This window comes from Streptomyces sp. NPDC048111 (assembly GCF_043202815.1).
Lineage (GTDB): Bacteria > Actinomycetota > Actinomycetes > Streptomycetales > Streptomycetaceae > Streptomyces.
Genome location: NZ_JBIDBD010000010.1, coordinates 57,070 through 72,517, shown reverse-complemented (window position 1 = coordinate 72,517; position 15,448 = coordinate 57,070). Strand labels below are relative to the sequence as shown.

Sequence of the window (15,448 nt, the reverse complement as noted above, 5' to 3'; positions counted from 1 at the left end):
GCGGAGCCCCTCAGGGGGTCTGGGGCGCAGCCCCAGGGGCCGAGCCTTTTCAGCCCCTTGCACGGGCGGGTGGGTGGGCAAGCCCGCCGGGGTCTGGGGCGGAGCCCCAGGGCCAGGCACCTTCCAACCCGCTGCACGGGCGGGCGGGTGGGCAGCACCCTCGGGGCCCGGGGCACAGCCCCAGGGAGCCGGGGCCGCGCGGGCAAGCGCCCCAGGGCCCCGGCACCCCGGGTACGAGACAGGCCCGCCGCGCCCGCGAAGGGCGAAACGGGCCAAGGAGCCTCGCGCGAGCTACGCCTTCTTCGGCGCCTTCCGAGACTTGTCCAGCACCATGACCAGACCCGCGATGATCGCGAACAGCGCGATCGGCGCGATCACGAACAGCCCGATCGTGTCCATCACACTCAGACCGGACCCCGGATCGTCACCGTCATCGCGCGTGAGCGCAAGCGCCGGGGACGACATGAGCAGCATCATCAGCGTCGTACCGGCTGCTACGGCGCCGGCGCGCAGGGCGTTCTTCTTGTCCACGGTGCAAACGTAGCGAACGCCTAAGAGAGCCGCGCGCCCGGGGGTGCCGTACGGGGACCGGCACGACCCGCACCACCTCTCGCAGCACTTGCCGCACCACACCCCGCACCAGGCTCCGCACCGCCTCCCGCACCGGCAACCCCCGCACCCCCCGCCCCCGGAAACACCCGCATCAGCCCGTGCAGCCGCGGCGACGCCGTGATCGCCTCCAGGGTGAGCGGCTGGGCGTCGGGCCCGGCCACCGGCAGGCGCCAGTTGGGGTACTGGTCCCACGTACCGGGAAGGTTCTGCGGACGGCGGTCGCCGACCGCGTCCGGCAGCCACACCCCGACCATCCGCGCCGGCGTGCGCAGCAGGAAGCGGTAGACGGCGCGCACCTCGGCCTCCTCGTCGCCGGGGGCGTCGGGAAGCAGGCCGAGCCGTTGCAGATGGGCGAGCCACTCGGCCACCTCGGCGCGGGCCGCACCCTGCTCCTGGGCGAGGGGGTTCACCAGCAGGCCGAGGCGGTGGCGCAGCTGGACGTGTTCGCCGGTCAGGCGAGCCGCGGTGGAGGGCAGGTCGTGGGTGGTGGCGGTGGCCACGCACCCGGAGCGCCAGTCCTCGGGGGCGAGCGGCCGGCCCGTACCGGCCCAGTCCCGCTCGAACCAGAGCACCGAGGTGCCGAGCACCCCCCGCTCCGCGAGGGCCTCCCGTACGCCGGGCTCGACCGTGCCGAGGTCCTCCCCTATGACGACGGCGCCCGCGCGGTGGGCCTCCAGGGCGAGCACGGCGAGCATCGCCTCGGCGTCGTAGTGGACGTACGTCCCGTCGGTGGGCGGATGCCCCTCGGGCACCCACCACAGCCGGAACAGGCCCATCACGTGGTCGATGCGCAGGGCGCCCGCGGTGCGCAGCAGGCCTTGGAGCAGTCCGCGGAAGGGGGCGTAGCCGGAGGCGGCGAGCACATCGGGGCGCCAGGGCGGCAGGCCCCAGTCCTGGCCGTGCGCGTTGAAGGCGTCCGGGGGCGCCCCGACGGACATGCCGGGTGCGAAGGCGTCCTGCTGCGCCCAGGCGTCGGCGCCCTCGGGGTGCACGCCGACCGCGAGATCGTGGACGAGGCCGACGGGCATCCCCGCCTCGCGCGCGGCACGCTGGGCCGCGGCGAGCTGGGTGTCCGTGAGCCAGGCGAGCCAGGAGTGGAAGTCGACGCGGTCGATGAGCTCGCGCCGGGCCCGGGCGGTCGCGGCGGAGCGGGGGTCACGCAGCTCCTCGGGCCAGCGCCGCCAGTGCGGACCGTGCCGTTCGGCGAGCGCGCACCAGGTGGCGTGGTCTTCGAGGGCCCGGCCCTGCTCGGCGAGGAAGTCGCAGTAGGCGGCCCGCCGACCGGGGCCGAGCGGGACGCGGTGGACGAGTTCCAGCGCCTCGCGCTTCAGCTCCCACACGGCGTCCCGGTCGATCAACTCGCCCTTGCCGAGCACTCGTTGGCGCAGGTTCGCGGCGCGCCCGATCAGCTCGTCGAGCGCCGCGCGCTCGGCGACGTGGGCGTACTCGGGCACGGCCTCGACGCGCAGGTGGACCGGGTCGGGGAAGCGGCGCGAGGACGGCCGGTAGGGCGACGGGTCGGACGGCGCACCGGGCACCGCCGCGTGCAGCGGGTTGACCTGCACGAACCCGGAGCCGAGCGTGCGGCCCGACCAGGAGGCGAGTTCCGCGAGGTCGCCGAGGTCGCCCATGCCCCAGGAGTGGGTGGAGAGCAGCGAGTAGAGCTGCACGAGAAAGCCGTGGGTGCGCCCCGGGGGCTGCGGAACGGCGTCCGGCGCGACGACGAGCGTCGCCCGCGCGGTGCGGCCGTCCCGGTGACGTACCGTCAACTCGTGCACGCCGAGCGGGAGTTCATCCACGGGCGTGCCGATGACCGTCAGCTCGTCGGAGAGGCCCGGCACCGGCCGCGCGCCCCGGCGCACCAGCGTCGGGGGCAGCAGGCGGCCCGCGTCGGCCGCGTCGGCGTCGGCAAGGGCCCGGCGCTGCGCGGCCGGCGTCGAGGCGTCCACACCGAGCGCGGCGAGGACGGCGATCACGGTGGTGTCCGGCACGTCGACGGTGAGGCCCGCCGACGGCGAGTAGGACGTGGCCACGCCGTGCCGGGCGGCGAGCCGGGCCAGGGTCATCGCGTCAGAACCCCGCGGCAGCGGCCACCGGCGTCGGCTCGCTGGTCAGCGGAGTGGCGGTCTCGGTCATCGGGGGCTCGCTGATGAGGGGCTCGGCGTCGGCCATCGGCGGCTCACTGGTCAGCGGCTGCTCGGGGGCGGTGGCGACCACGGGGGCCTCCGTCTTCGATGGGGGGCAGGAACAGGGATGCCCTACCCAGCGGACGGCCGCCCAGACGTATCGCCGCACACAAGCTCGTACCCAGTCCATCGCACCAGGCATATCAGACACATCGCCCACGCGCATGGACACCTTCGGCAGACGGGTGACGGACTCGGCCTCCTCACTCCCTTATGGAGCATCGTCGACTCATTACGTACTGTCACGTGAGAAAGGGACGGCATGCACCGTCCTCGGCCGGCCGGCCCGTCCTGCGGGAGGCCGGGCCGCGGAGAACGAGGCGCCCCGGCCGCTCAGGCCGAGATGCCGTCGATCCGGGCCAGGGCGTCGTCCGCGCCGAAGGGCTGGAGGTAGGGCAGCCAGCGCGGGTCGCGGTGCCCGGTGCCGATGATCCGCCAGGCGAGGCCGGTGGGCGGGGCGGGCTGGTGGCGAAGGCGCCAGCCGAGCTCCAGGAGGTGGCGGTCGGCCTTGACGTGGTTGCAGCGCCGGCAGGCGGCGACGACGTTCTCCCAGGCGTGCTGGCCGCCGCGGCTGCGCGGGATGACGTGGTCGACGCTGGTTGCGACGCCACCGCAGTACATGCAGCGACCGCCGTCCCGGGCGAACAGGGCACGGCGGGTCAGTGGAACGGGCCCCCGGTAGGGGACCCGTACGAATCGTTTGAGCCGCACCACACTGGGGGCGGCTACGGCACGGGTCGCGCTGTGCAGGAAGGCGCCGGACTCCTCAAGGCTCACGGCCTTGTTTTCGAGGACGAGGACGAGCGCGCGGCGGAGCGGTACGACGCCGAGGGGCTCGTACGACGCGTTGAGGACCAGGACGTGCGGCACGGGTGCCTCCTCTTACGCCGGCGGCGCGTGGCTCGCGCCGGGACGATCTGTTCTCCAGTCTCCCCTCCTGGCTGGTCGAAGCGCCACCACGTCCGGGTAACGGGCTCGAAGTGTTTTCGACCACACCCCCCTCTTTCCCCGTCGCGGGAGCGCTCTCCCCCTCGTACGTCAACGGAGCACCTCCCTTGCCCCGTTAGTGTGGTGGGTCTGCCCGCGCCCTTCGGGCACCGCACCGCTGGAGGTTCCTGCCGTGAACTGGTCCGCCGTCCTGGCCGACGGATCGCCGCCCCCCGAACCCGCGACGCTCCAGGACGCCCAGAAGTCGGCCACCGAGGCCGCCGGCTGGGTGGAGCAGAACTGGTCGACGTGGCTGTACGTCGGATTCCGCATCCTCCTGATCATCGTCATCGCCTCGGTCCTGAGAGTCCTGGTCCGCCGGGCCCTGACCAAGCTCATAGAGCGGATGAACCGCAGCGCCCAGGCTGTTGAAGGCACCGCGCTCGGCGGACTCCTGGTCAACGCCGAGCGGCGCCGCCAGCGCTCGGAGGCCATCGGCTCCGTGCTGCGCTCGGTGGCGTCCTTCCTGATCATGGGCACGGCGGCCCTGATGGTCCTGGGCGTCCTGAACATCGACCTGGCCCCGCTGCTCGCCTCGGCGGGTGTGGCGGGTGTGGCGATCGGTTTCGGCGCCCGCAACCTGGTCACCGACTTCCTGTCCGGCGTGTTCATGATCCTTGAGGACCAGTACGGCGTCGGCGACTCCATCGACGCCGGGGTGGCCTCCGGCGAGGTGATAGAGGTCGGCCTGCGCGTGACGAAGCTGCGCGGCGCGGACGGCGAGATCTGGTACGTCCGCAACGGCGAGATCAAGCGCATCGGCAACCTGTCGCAGGGCTGGGCGACGGCCGGGGTGGACGTCCGGGTCCGGGCGAGCGAGGACCTCGACCGGCTGCGCACGGTCATCAACGAGGCGACCGAGTCCATGGCGAAGGAGGAGCCGTGGAACGAGCGCCTGTGGGGGCCGGTGGAGATCCTCGGCCTGGACGAGGTGCTGATCGACTCGATGGTGGTCCGCGTCTCCGCGAAGACCATGCCGGGCAAGGCCCTGAGCGTCGAGCGCGAGCTGCGCTGGCGGATCAAGCGGGCCCTGGACGCGGCCGGCATCCGTATCGTCGGCGGTGTGCCGCTGGCGGAGGAGCCCCCCGCCTCCGACCCGTCGGCCGCCGTCTCGGCCCCCTCGGCCCTGGCCAACCCGACGTCCCCCCAGTCCCTGGCCACCACCCCGATCCCGAACCCGAACGCGAACCTGTCGAAGTAGGGCCCGCCCGTTTCCCCGAGGGGCGTCCCGCCGCACACCGCGCGGGCGCCCCTCGCGCGTTCCACCCCGGACGCGGTGTGGGCCGCCCTTACGTCGTCCGCCGCGCCTGCACCGTCCACAGCGAGAGCGCGAACAGGCCCATCGTCAGCAACCAGGCGGCCGCGCTTCCGGCCGGGTAGAGAGCCAGGGCCCACCAGGCGTGCGCAGTACCGCCGTTGGGCTGCAAGGTCCGGCCCAGTATGAGGTTGATGATGAGGAACATCAGCCCGGCCGTCGCGGCGACGGCCTCGTTGGCGAAGCGCCGGGCGCACAGGGCGAGGGCGAGCAGCAGGGTGATGTTGCGGGCGACGTCCATGCCCACCATCAACCCGGCGATGTGCGCGAGGACCACGGTCAGAACGACAGCGCCGCGATCGTACTGCCGGACGGGGGCCACCGCCGTGGCTTCTGCCTCGTGGAGCCGCCGTTCCATGCAGTACATGCTCGCGACGACGACGAAGAGCGGGCTGAAGTAGTCCAGGCGAGCGCCGGCCATGCCCCCGAAGAGATTCGGTACGGGTACCTCGCTCGAACCTACCGACCAGCACACCAGCAGGAGCAGTGCCAGTGCGAGGGGAAGGGTCCACCAGCGGCGAACACGGAGGAGATAGAGGTTCACGAGCCGATGCCCTGCCTGCAGTGCTTCTGTTCGGCGGCCGTGTTGGCGAACCAGTCGGCCTGCTTCTTGGCGGGGAGTTGACGGATCTCCTGAAGGTGCGCCCATCCGGGGGCGGGGATGGAGGTCCGCAGTCTCTGCTCGTCGACTCCAGCCACCAGAGCGGCCCACGCCGCTGCGGGTGAACCCGGCTGACCGCAGTCGCTCACGCCCGCGCGCGCGGCTTGTCCGGCCACCGCTGACTCCGCCAGGTTCGCCGTGAACTTGTCCTGGTCGTCACCGGCACCCTTCAGGGGGAGCGACCAGTACAGCGGCCACGTGCCCGGCTTCGTGTGCTCCTCGGGAGAGGTGATGCGCAGGACCTCGGGTGCGGGTATCCCCGCGGCCTCCAACCGGCGCAGCGGGGCGAGCGCGTCGCGGTGCAGCTGTTGCGCATAGGGCGCGTATTCGGGGGGCACGCACACGGTCGGCGCCTCCCCCGTGCAGACGAGGGCGACGTCGCGCGGGTGCGTGGGGTTCTGGAAGCCCCAGTCGCTGACCAGGGCGCGTCCGCCGAAGATGCAGGCCACCGGCACAAGGAGGCTGATCACCGCGATCCAGGGGCGTCGGCGCACGCCGGTCAGACACATGGCGGCGAGCGCGAAGCCTGCGGTCACGAGCCAGGGAACGGTGTACACGGTGGAGGCGCGGACGTCAGTGACGGTCGATGTGCCGTCGATGAATCCTCCGAGGTGGCGCACCCAGGCGTTGGTCATCGCGTGCGGCATGGCCAGCCACGCCCAACAGCTGATGGCGACGAGGGGGGCCGCGAGACTCTTGGGCATGAGGACCCCGAGGCTCCAGCCGACAATCAGCCAGCCCAGGGGAAGCACGAACAGGTGCGCCACGCCGAACCATCCGGCACCACCGGGCCACACCCCGACGGCCTGGCGTGCCAGGACGAGTGCCGCGGCGATGAGCAGGACGTGCAGGACCAGGACCGGTGTGACGGCCCGGATGAGCTGGGAGACGCGGGAGCGTGCACTGATGTTCCGAAGCGCGCCCAGGAGCCGGTGGCGGCCGGCCTCCCATGCGGCGACACCGGCGACCACCGGGGCGATCACGGGGAGGGCGTAGTCGGTGAGTTCGCCGGACTCCACCGCGTAGTGCGAGGGCACGGTATGGATGGCGTCGTCCATGTACAGGTAGACGAACAGCAGGGCGGGCAGGAGGAGCCAGGGCGCGGCGGAGGCGCGGAGATTGCCCCACGTGATCATTCGGCCACCTCGAGCAGTGCGGCGTAGGCGCTTTCCAGCCGTCGGCCGGGCACGGCTTCCGCATGGGCGTGGCCCTCGAACTCCCTTACCGTTCCCTTGAATCGGGGGCGCCCGGCTTCGAGGACCACCACTTCGTCGAACGCCTCGTCCAGGTCTCCGATGTCGTGCGTCGAGACGATCGCGTGGACCGTGCCGCGCAGCGAAACCAGCAACTCCAGGAATCTGCGCCGCTGATGGGGATCGAGTCCGACGGTGGGTTCATCGAGGAGCAACACCTCGGCGTCGTGCACGAGTGCCTGCGCGATCGCGATGCGCTGTTGCTGACCGCCGGACAGCGTCTTGATCCTGTGGTTCAGCTTCTCGCCGAGGCCGACGCGCGCGATCGCTTCGGGCGCGGCACGCCAAGCCTCCCGCTCCCGCATGCCTTTGAGCCAGCCGATGTAGGCCACGTGCTCCCTGCACGTCAGCCCGGGCAGGAACCCCGGGCGCTGAGGCAGCCAGGACACCTTGTGCCGGTAGTCCCGCACATGCCGGCGGCTGGCGGGATCGAGATCCCCGTAGCGGACGTGCCCCGACTGCGGCGCCGAGGCGCTGGCCCCCAGGGAGAGCAGGGTGCTCTTGCCCGCTCCGTTGGGTCCCAGGAGGACTGTGTGGCCGGGCGAGAAGCGCAGGTCGAGCCCGTCGAGAACGGGGCGCGCGGTGCGGGCGTAGCGGAAGGTGCAGGACTGGTAGTGCAGGGGCATGGGGCGGTACCTCGTCGCTGGAATGACGTTCTTCCGGCCGCACCCGCAGGGTGCGGGTGCGGCCGGAGAGGCGGGGCTTCAGTAGTTGACGCTCAGCGAGTTGACCCAGACGTGGACGCCTGACAGACCATAGTTGACGGCGAAGTAGTAGTCGCCTGAACCGTGGCCGTCCCAGTTGCCCGACGAGGTACCGCCCCCGAAGCAGTTCGTGAAGTACGCCTGTGTGTAGGACGGGTCAGGTCCGAAGGTGTCCTTGCGGAGCGTGACTCCCACGCCGCGGTTGCTGTAGTCGTCGGAGCAACCCGTGAAGTTGATGTTGGTGGGCCCCCCGTCGTCAGCCCAGCGGCGGGACTCGAACCCCGGAGCAGCCCCCGACAGGTGGCTGGACCAGCTCGACGCCTGTGCGGGCGCGGCGAGGATGCCGAGCACAGCAACTGCGCCCAGGCCGGCTGTGGCTATGCGGCGGCCAGGCTCACGCAGAGCGGACAAGTGCTTGGAGGTCATGTCTTCTCCCTGGTGGACTTGATGTGGAAGCGAGCTCGCTGAGCGACCTTACGACTACACGCAGCGCCCATAAAGGAACGTATGTTCGATTGACTGGATATGCCACTCGCCTAAACGGCATACATGATCGAACCGGGCGCACGAAGTCCGGAAGGTTTCCTATCAATTGCCGCCCGGTAACGTCAGCCGTGCCTCCATCCCGAGAGAGCCGACGTCTTGCCGGGCCGTCACAGCGATTCCACTCACAGACTCTGGACGCATTCTTGATCGCGTTTTAGGCCACAACCCCCGGCGCGCGGCGCGCGCGTTCCGGCCCAACTCCAGGTAACGCTTTGGTAGACGGCACGCCCCCGCCCATTGACGCACCGCCGACGCGCGCCTACGTTCCTCCCATCGAATAGGAAACTTTCCTAACAGTCATGTGGGGAAGCGGACGCCCGAAGGGCAGGTGGATCCGTCGTGGCCGGTACTACCCCGGGAACTCCGCGCGTACTCCGCGCCATGAACGATCGGGCCGCGCTCGATCTGCTCCTGGCGCACGGTCCCCTGTCCCGGACCCGGATCGGCAAGCTCACCGGGCTCTCCAAGCCGACCGCCTCCCAGCTGCTGGCGCGGCTCGAAGCCGCCGGGCTCGTCGTCGCCACCGGGACGACCGAGGGGCGCCCGGGCCCCAACGCCCAGCTGTACGCGGTCAACGCGGGCGCCGCCCACGTGGCCGGGCTCGACGTGACCCCCGAGCGGATCCGCGCCGCCGTCGCCGATGTGGCGGGCGGGGTCGTCGGGGAGTTCGAGGTCGCCACCCCGGGCCGGCGCGCGGAGTCCGTGGTGCACCAGGTGACCGGGGCGCTCGACGGCGCGGTGAAGGCCGCCGGACTCGCCCGCTGCGATGTGCACCGCGTCGTCATCGCCACCCCCGGCGCCTTCGACCCCGGCACCGGGCGGCTGCGCTACGCCTCCCACCTGCCGGGCTGGCACTCCCCCACCCTGCTCGACGAGTTGGCCGCGGCCCTGCCGATGCCCGTCGAGTACGAGAACGACGTGAACCTCGCGGCCGTCGCCGAGCAGCGCCTGGGCGCCGCCCGCGGCCACGAGGACTTCGTACTGCTGTGGAACGAGGGCGGGCTCGGCGCCGCCCTGGTGATCGGCGGGCGGCTGCACCGCGGATTCACCGGCGGCGCCGGTGAGGTCGGCTTCCTGCCGGTGCCGGGCGCCCCCCTCGTACGCCATGTCACCAAGGCCAACTCGGGCGGCTTCCAGGAGCTGGCCGGCGGACAGGCCCTGCCGCGCCTGGCCCGTGAGCTGGGCGTCGCCGACATCCCGGCGGGGCCCGTCAACGAGGTGGCCGCCGCCCTGATCGCCCGGGGCGCCGCAGCCGCCGCAGGCCCCGAGCACGCTCTCCTGGAGGCCTTCGCCACAGCGCTCGCGACCGGTCTCGCCTCCCTGGTCGCGGTGCTCGATCCCGAACTCGTCGTGCTCTCCGGCGCCCTGCTGGCCGCCGGCGGCGAGCCGCTGCGCGCGCTCGTACAGAACGAACTGGCCGAGCTGGCCGCCTCACGGCCGCGGCTCGTCAGCGGAGACGTCACCGAACTCCCGGTGCTGCGCGGCGCGTTGGAGTCCGCCCTGGCCACCACCCGGGACGAGGTCTTCGACACCACCCGCTGAACCGCCCCGCACCACCACCCGCCGAACCCCCGAGCCACCCGCGCCACCACCCGCCGAACCCCTCGCACCGCCCCCGATCCACCCGCACCCCCGCCCCCTCCCCGGGAGACACCGCCATGCCCGCATTCCGCCGGAAGTCGGCCGCCGTACTGGCCGCGACCGCCTCCATAGCCCTGTTCGCCTCGGCCTGTACGGGCCAGAGCGGCACCAGCGCGACGGACGACGCGTCCAAGGACACGACGATCACCTTCTGGCACGGGTGGAGCACCCCCAGCGAGGTCGCGGCCATCCAGGCCGATGTGGACGCCTTCCAGAAGGCGCACCCCAACATCCACGTCAAGGTCGTCGGCGACATCAACGACGACAAGATCAACCAGGCGTTGCGGGCGGGCGGTTCCAACGCCCCGGACGTGGTGTCGTCGTTCACCACCAACAACGTCGGCAAGTTCTGCTCCTCCAACGCCTTCGTCGACCTCGCCCCGTTCCTGAAGAAGGACGGCATCGACCCGGCGAAGACGTTCCCCAAGACCATGAACGAGTACACCCAGTTCCAGGGCAGGCGTTGCGCGCTCCCGCTGCTCGGGGATTCCTACGCGCTGTACTACAACAAGGACGCCTTCAAGGCGGCCGGCATCGACGGGCCGCCCACCACCTGGTCGGAGTTCGAGGCCGACGCCAAGCTGCTGACCAAGCCGAAGGGCGACTCCTACGAGCAGCTCGGCTTCATGCCGAACTACCACGCCTACGAGACGACGACCGAGCACTACCTCGCACAGTGGTCGCCCACCTACTTCGACGCCAGCGGCAAGTCGAACATCGCCAAGGACCCGGCGTTCGAGAAGGGTCTCGCCTTCCAGAAGCAACTCGTGGACGGGCTGGGCGGGTTCACCAAGCTGGAGAAGTACCGCTCGTCCTTCGGCGAGGAGTACGGCAGCACCAACCCGTTCAACACCGGTCAGGTCGCGATGGCCATGGACGGTGAGTGGCGGCTCGGCATGGCGCTGGCCGGCAAGCCGAAGTTCGACATCGGGGTGGCGCCGCTGCCGGTGCCCGACGACCAGCGGGCCACGCACGGCAAGGGCTATCTGACCGGCACCATCGCGGGCATCGCCGCGACGTCGAAGAAGCAGAACGCCGCGTGGGAGCTGGTCAAGTTCCTGACCACCGACACGGACGCGGTGGTGAACTTCGCCAACGCCATCCACAACGTGCCGTCCACCCTGGCCGCCCTCGCGTCGCCGAAGCTCCAGACCGACCCGCGCTTCAAGACCTTCCTGGACATCGCGCAGAACCCGCACTCCACCACGAGCCCGGCCTCCGTCAACGGCGGCCAGTACCTGGTGTCGATCCAGAACCTCGGCTACGACGTGGAGAGCGGCAAGCAGGGCGACATCAAGGCGGGGCTGGCCAAGACCGCCCAGGAGATCGACGCCGCGATCGCGCAGGCGAAGTAACCCGGCCATGAGCACCCCGTACACACTGCGCGCCAAGCACCGCCGCTCGGCCCTGCGCACCCTGGCGTTCCTGTCGCCCTGGCTGATCGGGTTCTGCGTCTTCTTCGCCTACCCGCTGATCTCCACGGTCTACTTCTCCTTCACGCACTACGACGGTTTCGGTGCGGCCACCTTCGACGGCCTCCAGAACTGGTCGTACGTCTTCGAGGACTACCCGCTGTTCTGGCCGGCGCTGCGCAACACCCTGTGGCTGGTGGTCGTGATGGTCGCCTGCCGGGTGGTGTTCGGCCTCGGCGTCGGCATGCTGATCACCAAGATCAAGACGGGCGTGGGCGTCTTCCGCACCCTGTTCTACCTGCCCTACCTGGCCCCGCCGGTCGCGGCCACGCTCGGCTTCGTGTTCCTGCTCAACCCCGGTACCGGGCCGGTCAATTCGCTCCTGGGCGACCTGGGCATCCCGGCGCCGAACTGGTTCACCGACCCGGCGTGGTCCAAGCCCGCGCTCACCCTGCTCGCGGTGTGGGGCGTCGGCGACCTCATGGTCATCTTCATGGCCGCGCTGCTCGACGTGCCGAAGGAGCAGTACGAGGCCGCCGAGCTGGACGGCGCCTCCCCCTGGCAGAAGTTCCGCTTCGTCACCCTGCCGAACATCTCGCCCATCGTGATGTTCGCCGTGGTCACCGGCGTCATCCAGGCGATGCAGAGCTACACCCAGCCGCTGGTGGCGGGCAAGGTCGCCTCGGGGCACATCGGCAACTCGGGCCAGCAGTTCGAGCCGGGCTACCCGGACAAGTCGACCCTGACCCTGCCCCAGCTCGTCTACAACCTCGGTTTCCAGCGCTTCGACTACGGCTCGGCGTGCGTGGTCGCGCTGGTCCTGTTCGCCCTCTCCATGGTCTTCACGGCGCTCCTCATGAAGCGCCGCGGCGGACTCGTCCAGGCAGGTGAGTGAGATGAGTTACGTCGTGGAGGCACCCAAGGCCCGGGCCGCGACCCCGGCCGCCAGGACGGCCCGGCGCAAGGCCCTGCTCCAGTGGATCGCGGTGCACTCGCTGGGGGTCGCGGCCGCGCTGTTCTTCGTGCTGCCGTTCGTCTTCCTGCTGCTCACCTCGCTGATGGACGACCAGCAGACGCTGACCCGCGATCTGGTCCCGCACCACTGGGCCTGGTCCAACTACCGCAAGGTGCTGGACACTCCTGGCTTCTTGACCTGGTGGAAGAACACCCTGCTGTACGCCGGGCTCGGCACCGTGCTCAGCGTGGTGTCCTCGGTGCCGGTGGCGTACGCGCTCGCCAAGTTCCGCTTCCGCGGGCGCAATCTGTCGCTGATGCTGGTGATCTCGATGATGATGCTGCCGCCGCAGGTGATCATCATTCCGATGTACCTGTTCTGGGCGAAGCAGCTCGACCTGTCCGGCACGCTGTGGCCGCTGATCGTCCCGCTGGCCTTCGGTGACGCGTTCACCATCTTCCTGCTGCGGCAGTTCCTGATGACCATCCCCAACGAGTACCTGGACGCGGCGAAGGTCGACGGGTGCGGGGAGCTGCGCACGCTGATCAAGGTGGTGCTGCCCATGGCGCGCCCGGGCATCGCCGCCGTCGCGCTCTTCCAGTTCTTCTACGCCTGGAACGACTACTTCGGACCGCAGATCTACGCGTCCGACACGCCCGCCTCCTGGACGCTGAGCTACGGCCTGGAGTCCTTCAAGGGCGCGCACCATACCGACTGGAACCTGACCATGGCCGCGACCGTACTGGTCATGGCCCCTGTGATCCTCGTCTTCTTCTTCGCACAGAAGGCCTTCGTCGAGGGCGTCACACTGACCGGAGTGAAGGGCTGATCGACCATGAAGCTCGCAGTAGTGGGGGGCGGCTCGACCTACACCCCCGAACTCATCGACGGTTTCGCCCGGTTGCGGGACACGCTGCCCGTCAGTGAGCTGGTCCTCGTCGACCCGGCCGCCGACCGTCTGGAGCTCGTCGGCGGGCTCGCCCGGCGCATCTTCGCCAAGCAGGGCCACCCGGGAAGGATCGTCACCACCTCCGACCTGGACGCGGGCGTCGAGGGCGCGGACGCGGTGCTGCTCCAGCTGCGCGTCGGCGGCCAGGCCGCCCGTCAGCAGGACGAGACATGGCCGCTGGAGTGCGGCTGCGTGGGTCAGGAGACCACCGGCGCGGGCGGCCTCGCCAAGGCGCTGCGCACCGTGCCGGTCGTCCTGGACATCGCCGAGCGGGTCCGCCGCAGCAACCCGGACGCCTGGATCATCGACTTCACCAATCCGGTGGGCATCGTGACCCGGGCCCTGCTCCAGGCCGGGCACCGGGCCGTCGGCCTGTGCAACGTGGCCATCGGGCTCCAGCGCAAGTTCGCCGCGCTGCTCGGGGTCACGCCCGCCGAGGTGCACCTCGACCACGTGGGCCTCAACCACCTCACCTGGGAGCTCGGGGTGCGCCTCGGCGGGCCCGCGGGCGAGAACGTCCTGCCCCGGCTGCTCGCCGAGCACGGCGAGGCCGTCGCCGAGGACCTGCGCCTGCCGCGCCAGGTGCTCGACCGGCTCGGCGTGGTCCCCTCGTACTACCTGCGCTACTACTACGCGCACGACGAGGTGGTGCGCGAGCTCGGCACCAAGCCGTCCCGCGCCGCCGAAGTCGCCGAGATGGAGCGCCAGTTGCTGGCGATGTACGGGGATCCGGCGCTGGACGAGAAGCCCGAGCTGCTCGCCGGGCGCGGGGGCGCCTTCTACTCGGAGGCCGCCGTGGACCTCGCGGCCTCGCTGCTCGGCAAGGGCGGGAGCCCGGTCCAGGTCGTCAACGCGTACAACAACGGAACACTGCCCTTCCTCGCGGACGACGCCGTCATCGAGGTGCCGGCCCGGGTCGACGGCAGCGGCGCGGTGCCGCTCGCGGTGCCCGCGCTCGACCCGCTGTACGCCGGTCTGATCGCGCACGTCAGCGCCTATGAGGACCTGGCCCTCGAAGCCGCCCTGCGCGGCGGGCGCGACCGGGTGTTCCGGGCGCTGCTCGCCCACCCGCTGGTCGGGCAGTACGACTACGCCGACGGGCTTACCGACCGGCTGATCGCGCACAACCGGGAGCACCTCGCGTGGGCATGAGTGTGCTGGCGATCGACGCCGGCAACAGCAAGACCGATGTGGCCCTGATCGGCGCGGACGGCACCGTGCTCGGCACCGCGCGCGGCGGGGGCTTCCGGCCGCCCGCGGTGGGCGTGGACGTGGCCATGCACACGCTGGCCACCACCGTCGAGCAGGCCCACCTCGCCGCGCGCGGGTCCGGCCCGCTGCGGGTCGAGCACGTCTCGGCGTGCCTGGCCAACGCCGATCTGCCGGTCGAGGAGCGGGAGTTGGCGGCGGCCCTTCAGGCGCGCGGCTGGGGCGGCTCGGTGCGGGTCCACAACGACACCTTCGCGATCCTGCGCGCCGGGCTGCCCAGCGGCGCCGAGCCGCGCGGCGTCGCGGTGGTGTGCGGGGCGGGCATCAACTGCGTGGGCATGACCCCGGACGGCCGCACCGCCCGCTTCCCGGCCATCGGGAAGATCTCGGGCGACTGGGGCGGGGGCGGCGGCCTGGCCGAGGAGGCACTGTTCTTCGCGGCCCGCGCCGAGGACGGCCGCGGCGGTCCGACCGCGCTGGCCGCGGCGCTGCCCGCGCACTTCGGGCTCTCCTCGATGTACGAGCTGATCGAGGCGCTGCACCTGGAGAGGATCCCGGCCGCCCGGCGCCACGAGCTGAGCCCGGTGCTGTTCGAGGTCGCGGCGGCCGGGGACGCGGTGGCGCGCTCGCTGGTCGAGCGGCAGGCCGAGGAGATCGTGGCCCTGGCCACCGTCGCGCTCGGCCGGCTCGGGCTGCTCGACGCGCCGACGCCGGTACTGCTCGGCGGCAGCGTGCTCGCCGCCCGACACCCCCAACTGGACGGCCGTGTCCGGGAGTTGCTGGCCGAGCGGGCGCCCAAGGCGGAGCCCCGGGTGGTGACCACCTCGCCCGTGCTCGGCGCGGGACTGCTCGGTCTCGACCGGCTGGCGGCGCCCGACGCCGTGCACGCCCGGCTGCGCGCCCAGTACGCCCGGCCCGTGAGCCGCCCGCTCCCCGGGGAACCGAAAGGATCCCCGCCGCGTATACATGGTGGGGACGTGGGGCAGGGGCAAGGGGCGCGGAGCGGCAGGTAACAAGA

Annotated in this window: 15 protein-coding genes; 7 read left to right on the top strand and 8 right to left on the bottom strand. The window is 71.3% G+C overall.

Annotation, left to right across the window (positions count from 1 at the left end; all coding sequences use genetic code 11):
- Positions 1-291: 291 nt before the first annotated feature.
- From ACGF3I_RS18600 to ACGF3I_RS18585, 4 genes are all read right to left on the bottom strand, one after another.
- Positions 292-531, bottom strand: a complete 240-nt coding sequence (locus tag ACGF3I_RS18600; RefSeq protein ID WP_393133299.1) for a hypothetical protein — start codon at positions 529-531, stop codon at positions 292-294.
- Between the two features lie 20 nt (positions 532-551).
- Complete coding sequence (malQ, locus tag ACGF3I_RS18595) at positions 552-2,678, bottom strand: 4-alpha-glucanotransferase (protein ID WP_393133297.1); 2,127 nt, start codon at positions 2,676-2,678, stop codon at positions 552-554.
- Between the two features lie 4 nt (positions 2,679-2,682).
- A complete protein-coding gene (locus tag ACGF3I_RS18590) occupies positions 2,683-2,829 on the bottom strand; it encodes a hypothetical protein (RefSeq protein WP_393133295.1) in 147 nt (48 codons plus the stop codon).
- Between the two features lie 302 nt (positions 2,830-3,131).
- The gene (locus ACGF3I_RS18585) at positions 3,132-3,668 is read right to left on the bottom strand and encodes an HNH endonuclease (protein WP_100579663.1); all 537 of its coding nucleotides are present in this window, start codon (positions 3,666-3,668) and stop codon (positions 3,132-3,134) included.
- Positions 3,669-3,918: 250 nt separating this feature from the next.
- On the opposite strand from ACGF3I_RS18585, the gene ACGF3I_RS18580 reads away from it, so the two are divergent.
- Positions 3,919-4,986 carry a mechanosensitive ion channel family protein gene (locus tag ACGF3I_RS18580; RefSeq protein WP_393133293.1) on the top strand — a complete coding sequence of 356 codons (1,068 nt, stop codon included), beginning with the start codon at positions 3,919-3,921 and terminating at the stop codon, positions 4,984-4,986.
- Between the two features lie 88 nt (positions 4,987-5,074).
- Here ACGF3I_RS18580 and ACGF3I_RS18575 read toward each other — a convergent pair whose 3' ends face one another.
- The 4 genes from ACGF3I_RS18575 to ACGF3I_RS18560 all read right to left on the bottom strand — a co-directional run bounded on the left by ACGF3I_RS18575 (position 5,075) and on the right by ACGF3I_RS18560 (position 8,144).
- The gene (locus ACGF3I_RS18575) at positions 5,075-5,644 is read right to left on the bottom strand and encodes a hypothetical protein (protein ID WP_393133291.1); all 570 of its coding nucleotides are present in this window, start codon (positions 5,642-5,644) and stop codon (positions 5,075-5,077) included.
- Positions 5,641-6,897: a hypothetical protein gene (locus ACGF3I_RS18570; protein WP_393133289.1), complete on the bottom strand. Its 1,257-nt coding sequence runs from the start codon at positions 6,895-6,897 to the stop codon at positions 5,641-5,643. The genes ACGF3I_RS18575 and ACGF3I_RS18570 overlap by 4 nt, the downstream gene beginning before the upstream one ends.
- Entirely contained in the window at positions 6,894-7,640 is a 747-nt protein-coding gene (locus ACGF3I_RS18565; protein WP_393133287.1) for an ABC transporter ATP-binding protein, read from the bottom strand. The genes ACGF3I_RS18570 and ACGF3I_RS18565 overlap by 4 nt, the downstream gene beginning before the upstream one ends.
- 78 nt (positions 7,641-7,718) lie before the next feature.
- Entirely contained in the window at positions 7,719-8,144 is a 426-nt protein-coding gene (locus ACGF3I_RS18560; protein ID WP_393133285.1) for a hypothetical protein, read from the bottom strand.
- Between the two features lie 459 nt (positions 8,145-8,603).
- Here ACGF3I_RS18560 and ACGF3I_RS18555 point away from each other — a divergent pair, with 459 nt between their 5' ends.
- The 6 genes from ACGF3I_RS18555 (at position 8,604) to ACGF3I_RS18530 (ending at position 15,443) form a co-directional block, all read left to right on the top strand.
- A complete protein-coding gene (locus tag ACGF3I_RS18555; RefSeq protein ID WP_393133283.1) occupies positions 8,604-9,806 on the top strand; it encodes an ROK family protein in 1,203 nt (400 codons plus the stop codon).
- A gap of 116 nt (positions 9,807-9,922) precedes the next feature.
- On the top strand, positions 9,923-11,260 hold the full coding sequence (locus ACGF3I_RS18550; RefSeq protein WP_393133281.1) for an ABC transporter substrate-binding protein: 1,338 nt from the start codon (positions 9,923-9,925) through the stop codon (positions 11,258-11,260).
- A 7-nt stretch (positions 11,261-11,267) separates the two neighbouring features.
- Positions 11,268-12,212: a carbohydrate ABC transporter permease gene (locus ACGF3I_RS18545; RefSeq protein ID WP_393133279.1), complete on the top strand. Its 945-nt coding sequence runs from the start codon at positions 11,268-11,270 to the stop codon at positions 12,210-12,212.
- A gap of 1 nt (position 12,213) precedes the next feature.
- Positions 12,214-13,101: a carbohydrate ABC transporter permease gene (locus ACGF3I_RS18540; RefSeq protein ID WP_393133277.1), complete on the top strand. Its 888-nt coding sequence runs from the start codon at positions 12,214-12,216 to the stop codon at positions 13,099-13,101.
- Between the two features lie 6 nt (positions 13,102-13,107).
- Complete coding sequence (locus ACGF3I_RS18535) at positions 13,108-14,373, top strand: 6-phospho-beta-glucosidase (protein WP_393133275.1); 1,266 nt, start codon at positions 13,108-13,110, stop codon at positions 14,371-14,373.
- Positions 14,370-15,443, top strand: a complete 1,074-nt coding sequence (locus ACGF3I_RS18530) for an N-acetylglucosamine kinase (protein WP_393133273.1) — start codon at positions 14,370-14,372, stop codon at positions 15,441-15,443. Before ACGF3I_RS18535 ends, ACGF3I_RS18530 begins: the two co-directional genes overlap by 4 nt.
- Positions 15,444-15,448: the final 5 nt, after the last annotated feature.

Excerpts from the sequence above, each read along its gene's own strand:
- ACGF3I_RS18535 (WP_393133275.1), top strand. The coding sequence starts at position 13,108 with ATGAAGCTCGCAGTAGTGGGGGGCGGCTCGACCTACACCCCCGAACTC.
- ACGF3I_RS18540 (WP_393133277.1), top strand. The coding sequence starts at position 12,214 with ATGAGTTACGTCGTGGAGGCACCCAAGGCCCGGGCCGCGACCCCGGCC.
- ACGF3I_RS18565 (WP_393133287.1), bottom strand. The coding sequence starts at position 7,640 with ATGCCCCTGCACTACCAGTCCTGCACCTTCCGCTACGCCCGCACCGCG.
- ACGF3I_RS18570 (WP_393133289.1), bottom strand. The coding sequence starts at position 6,897 with ATGATCACGTGGGGCAATCTCCGCGCCTCCGCCGCGCCCTGGCTCCTC.
- ACGF3I_RS18550 (WP_393133281.1), top strand. The coding sequence starts at position 9,923 with ATGCCCGCATTCCGCCGGAAGTCGGCCGCCGTACTGGCCGCGACCGCC.
- malQ (WP_393133297.1), bottom strand. The coding sequence starts at position 2,678 with ATGACCCTGGCCCGGCTCGCCGCCCGGCACGGCGTGGCCACGTCCTAC.
- ACGF3I_RS18530 (WP_393133273.1), top strand. The coding sequence starts at position 14,370 with ATGAGTGTGCTGGCGATCGACGCCGGCAACAGCAAGACCGATGTGGCC.
- ACGF3I_RS18560 (WP_393133285.1), bottom strand. The coding sequence starts at position 8,144 with ATGACCTCCAAGCACTTGTCCGCTCTGCGTGAGCCTGGCCGCCGCATA.
- ACGF3I_RS18545 (WP_393133279.1), top strand. The coding sequence starts at position 11,268 with ATGAGCACCCCGTACACACTGCGCGCCAAGCACCGCCGCTCGGCCCTG.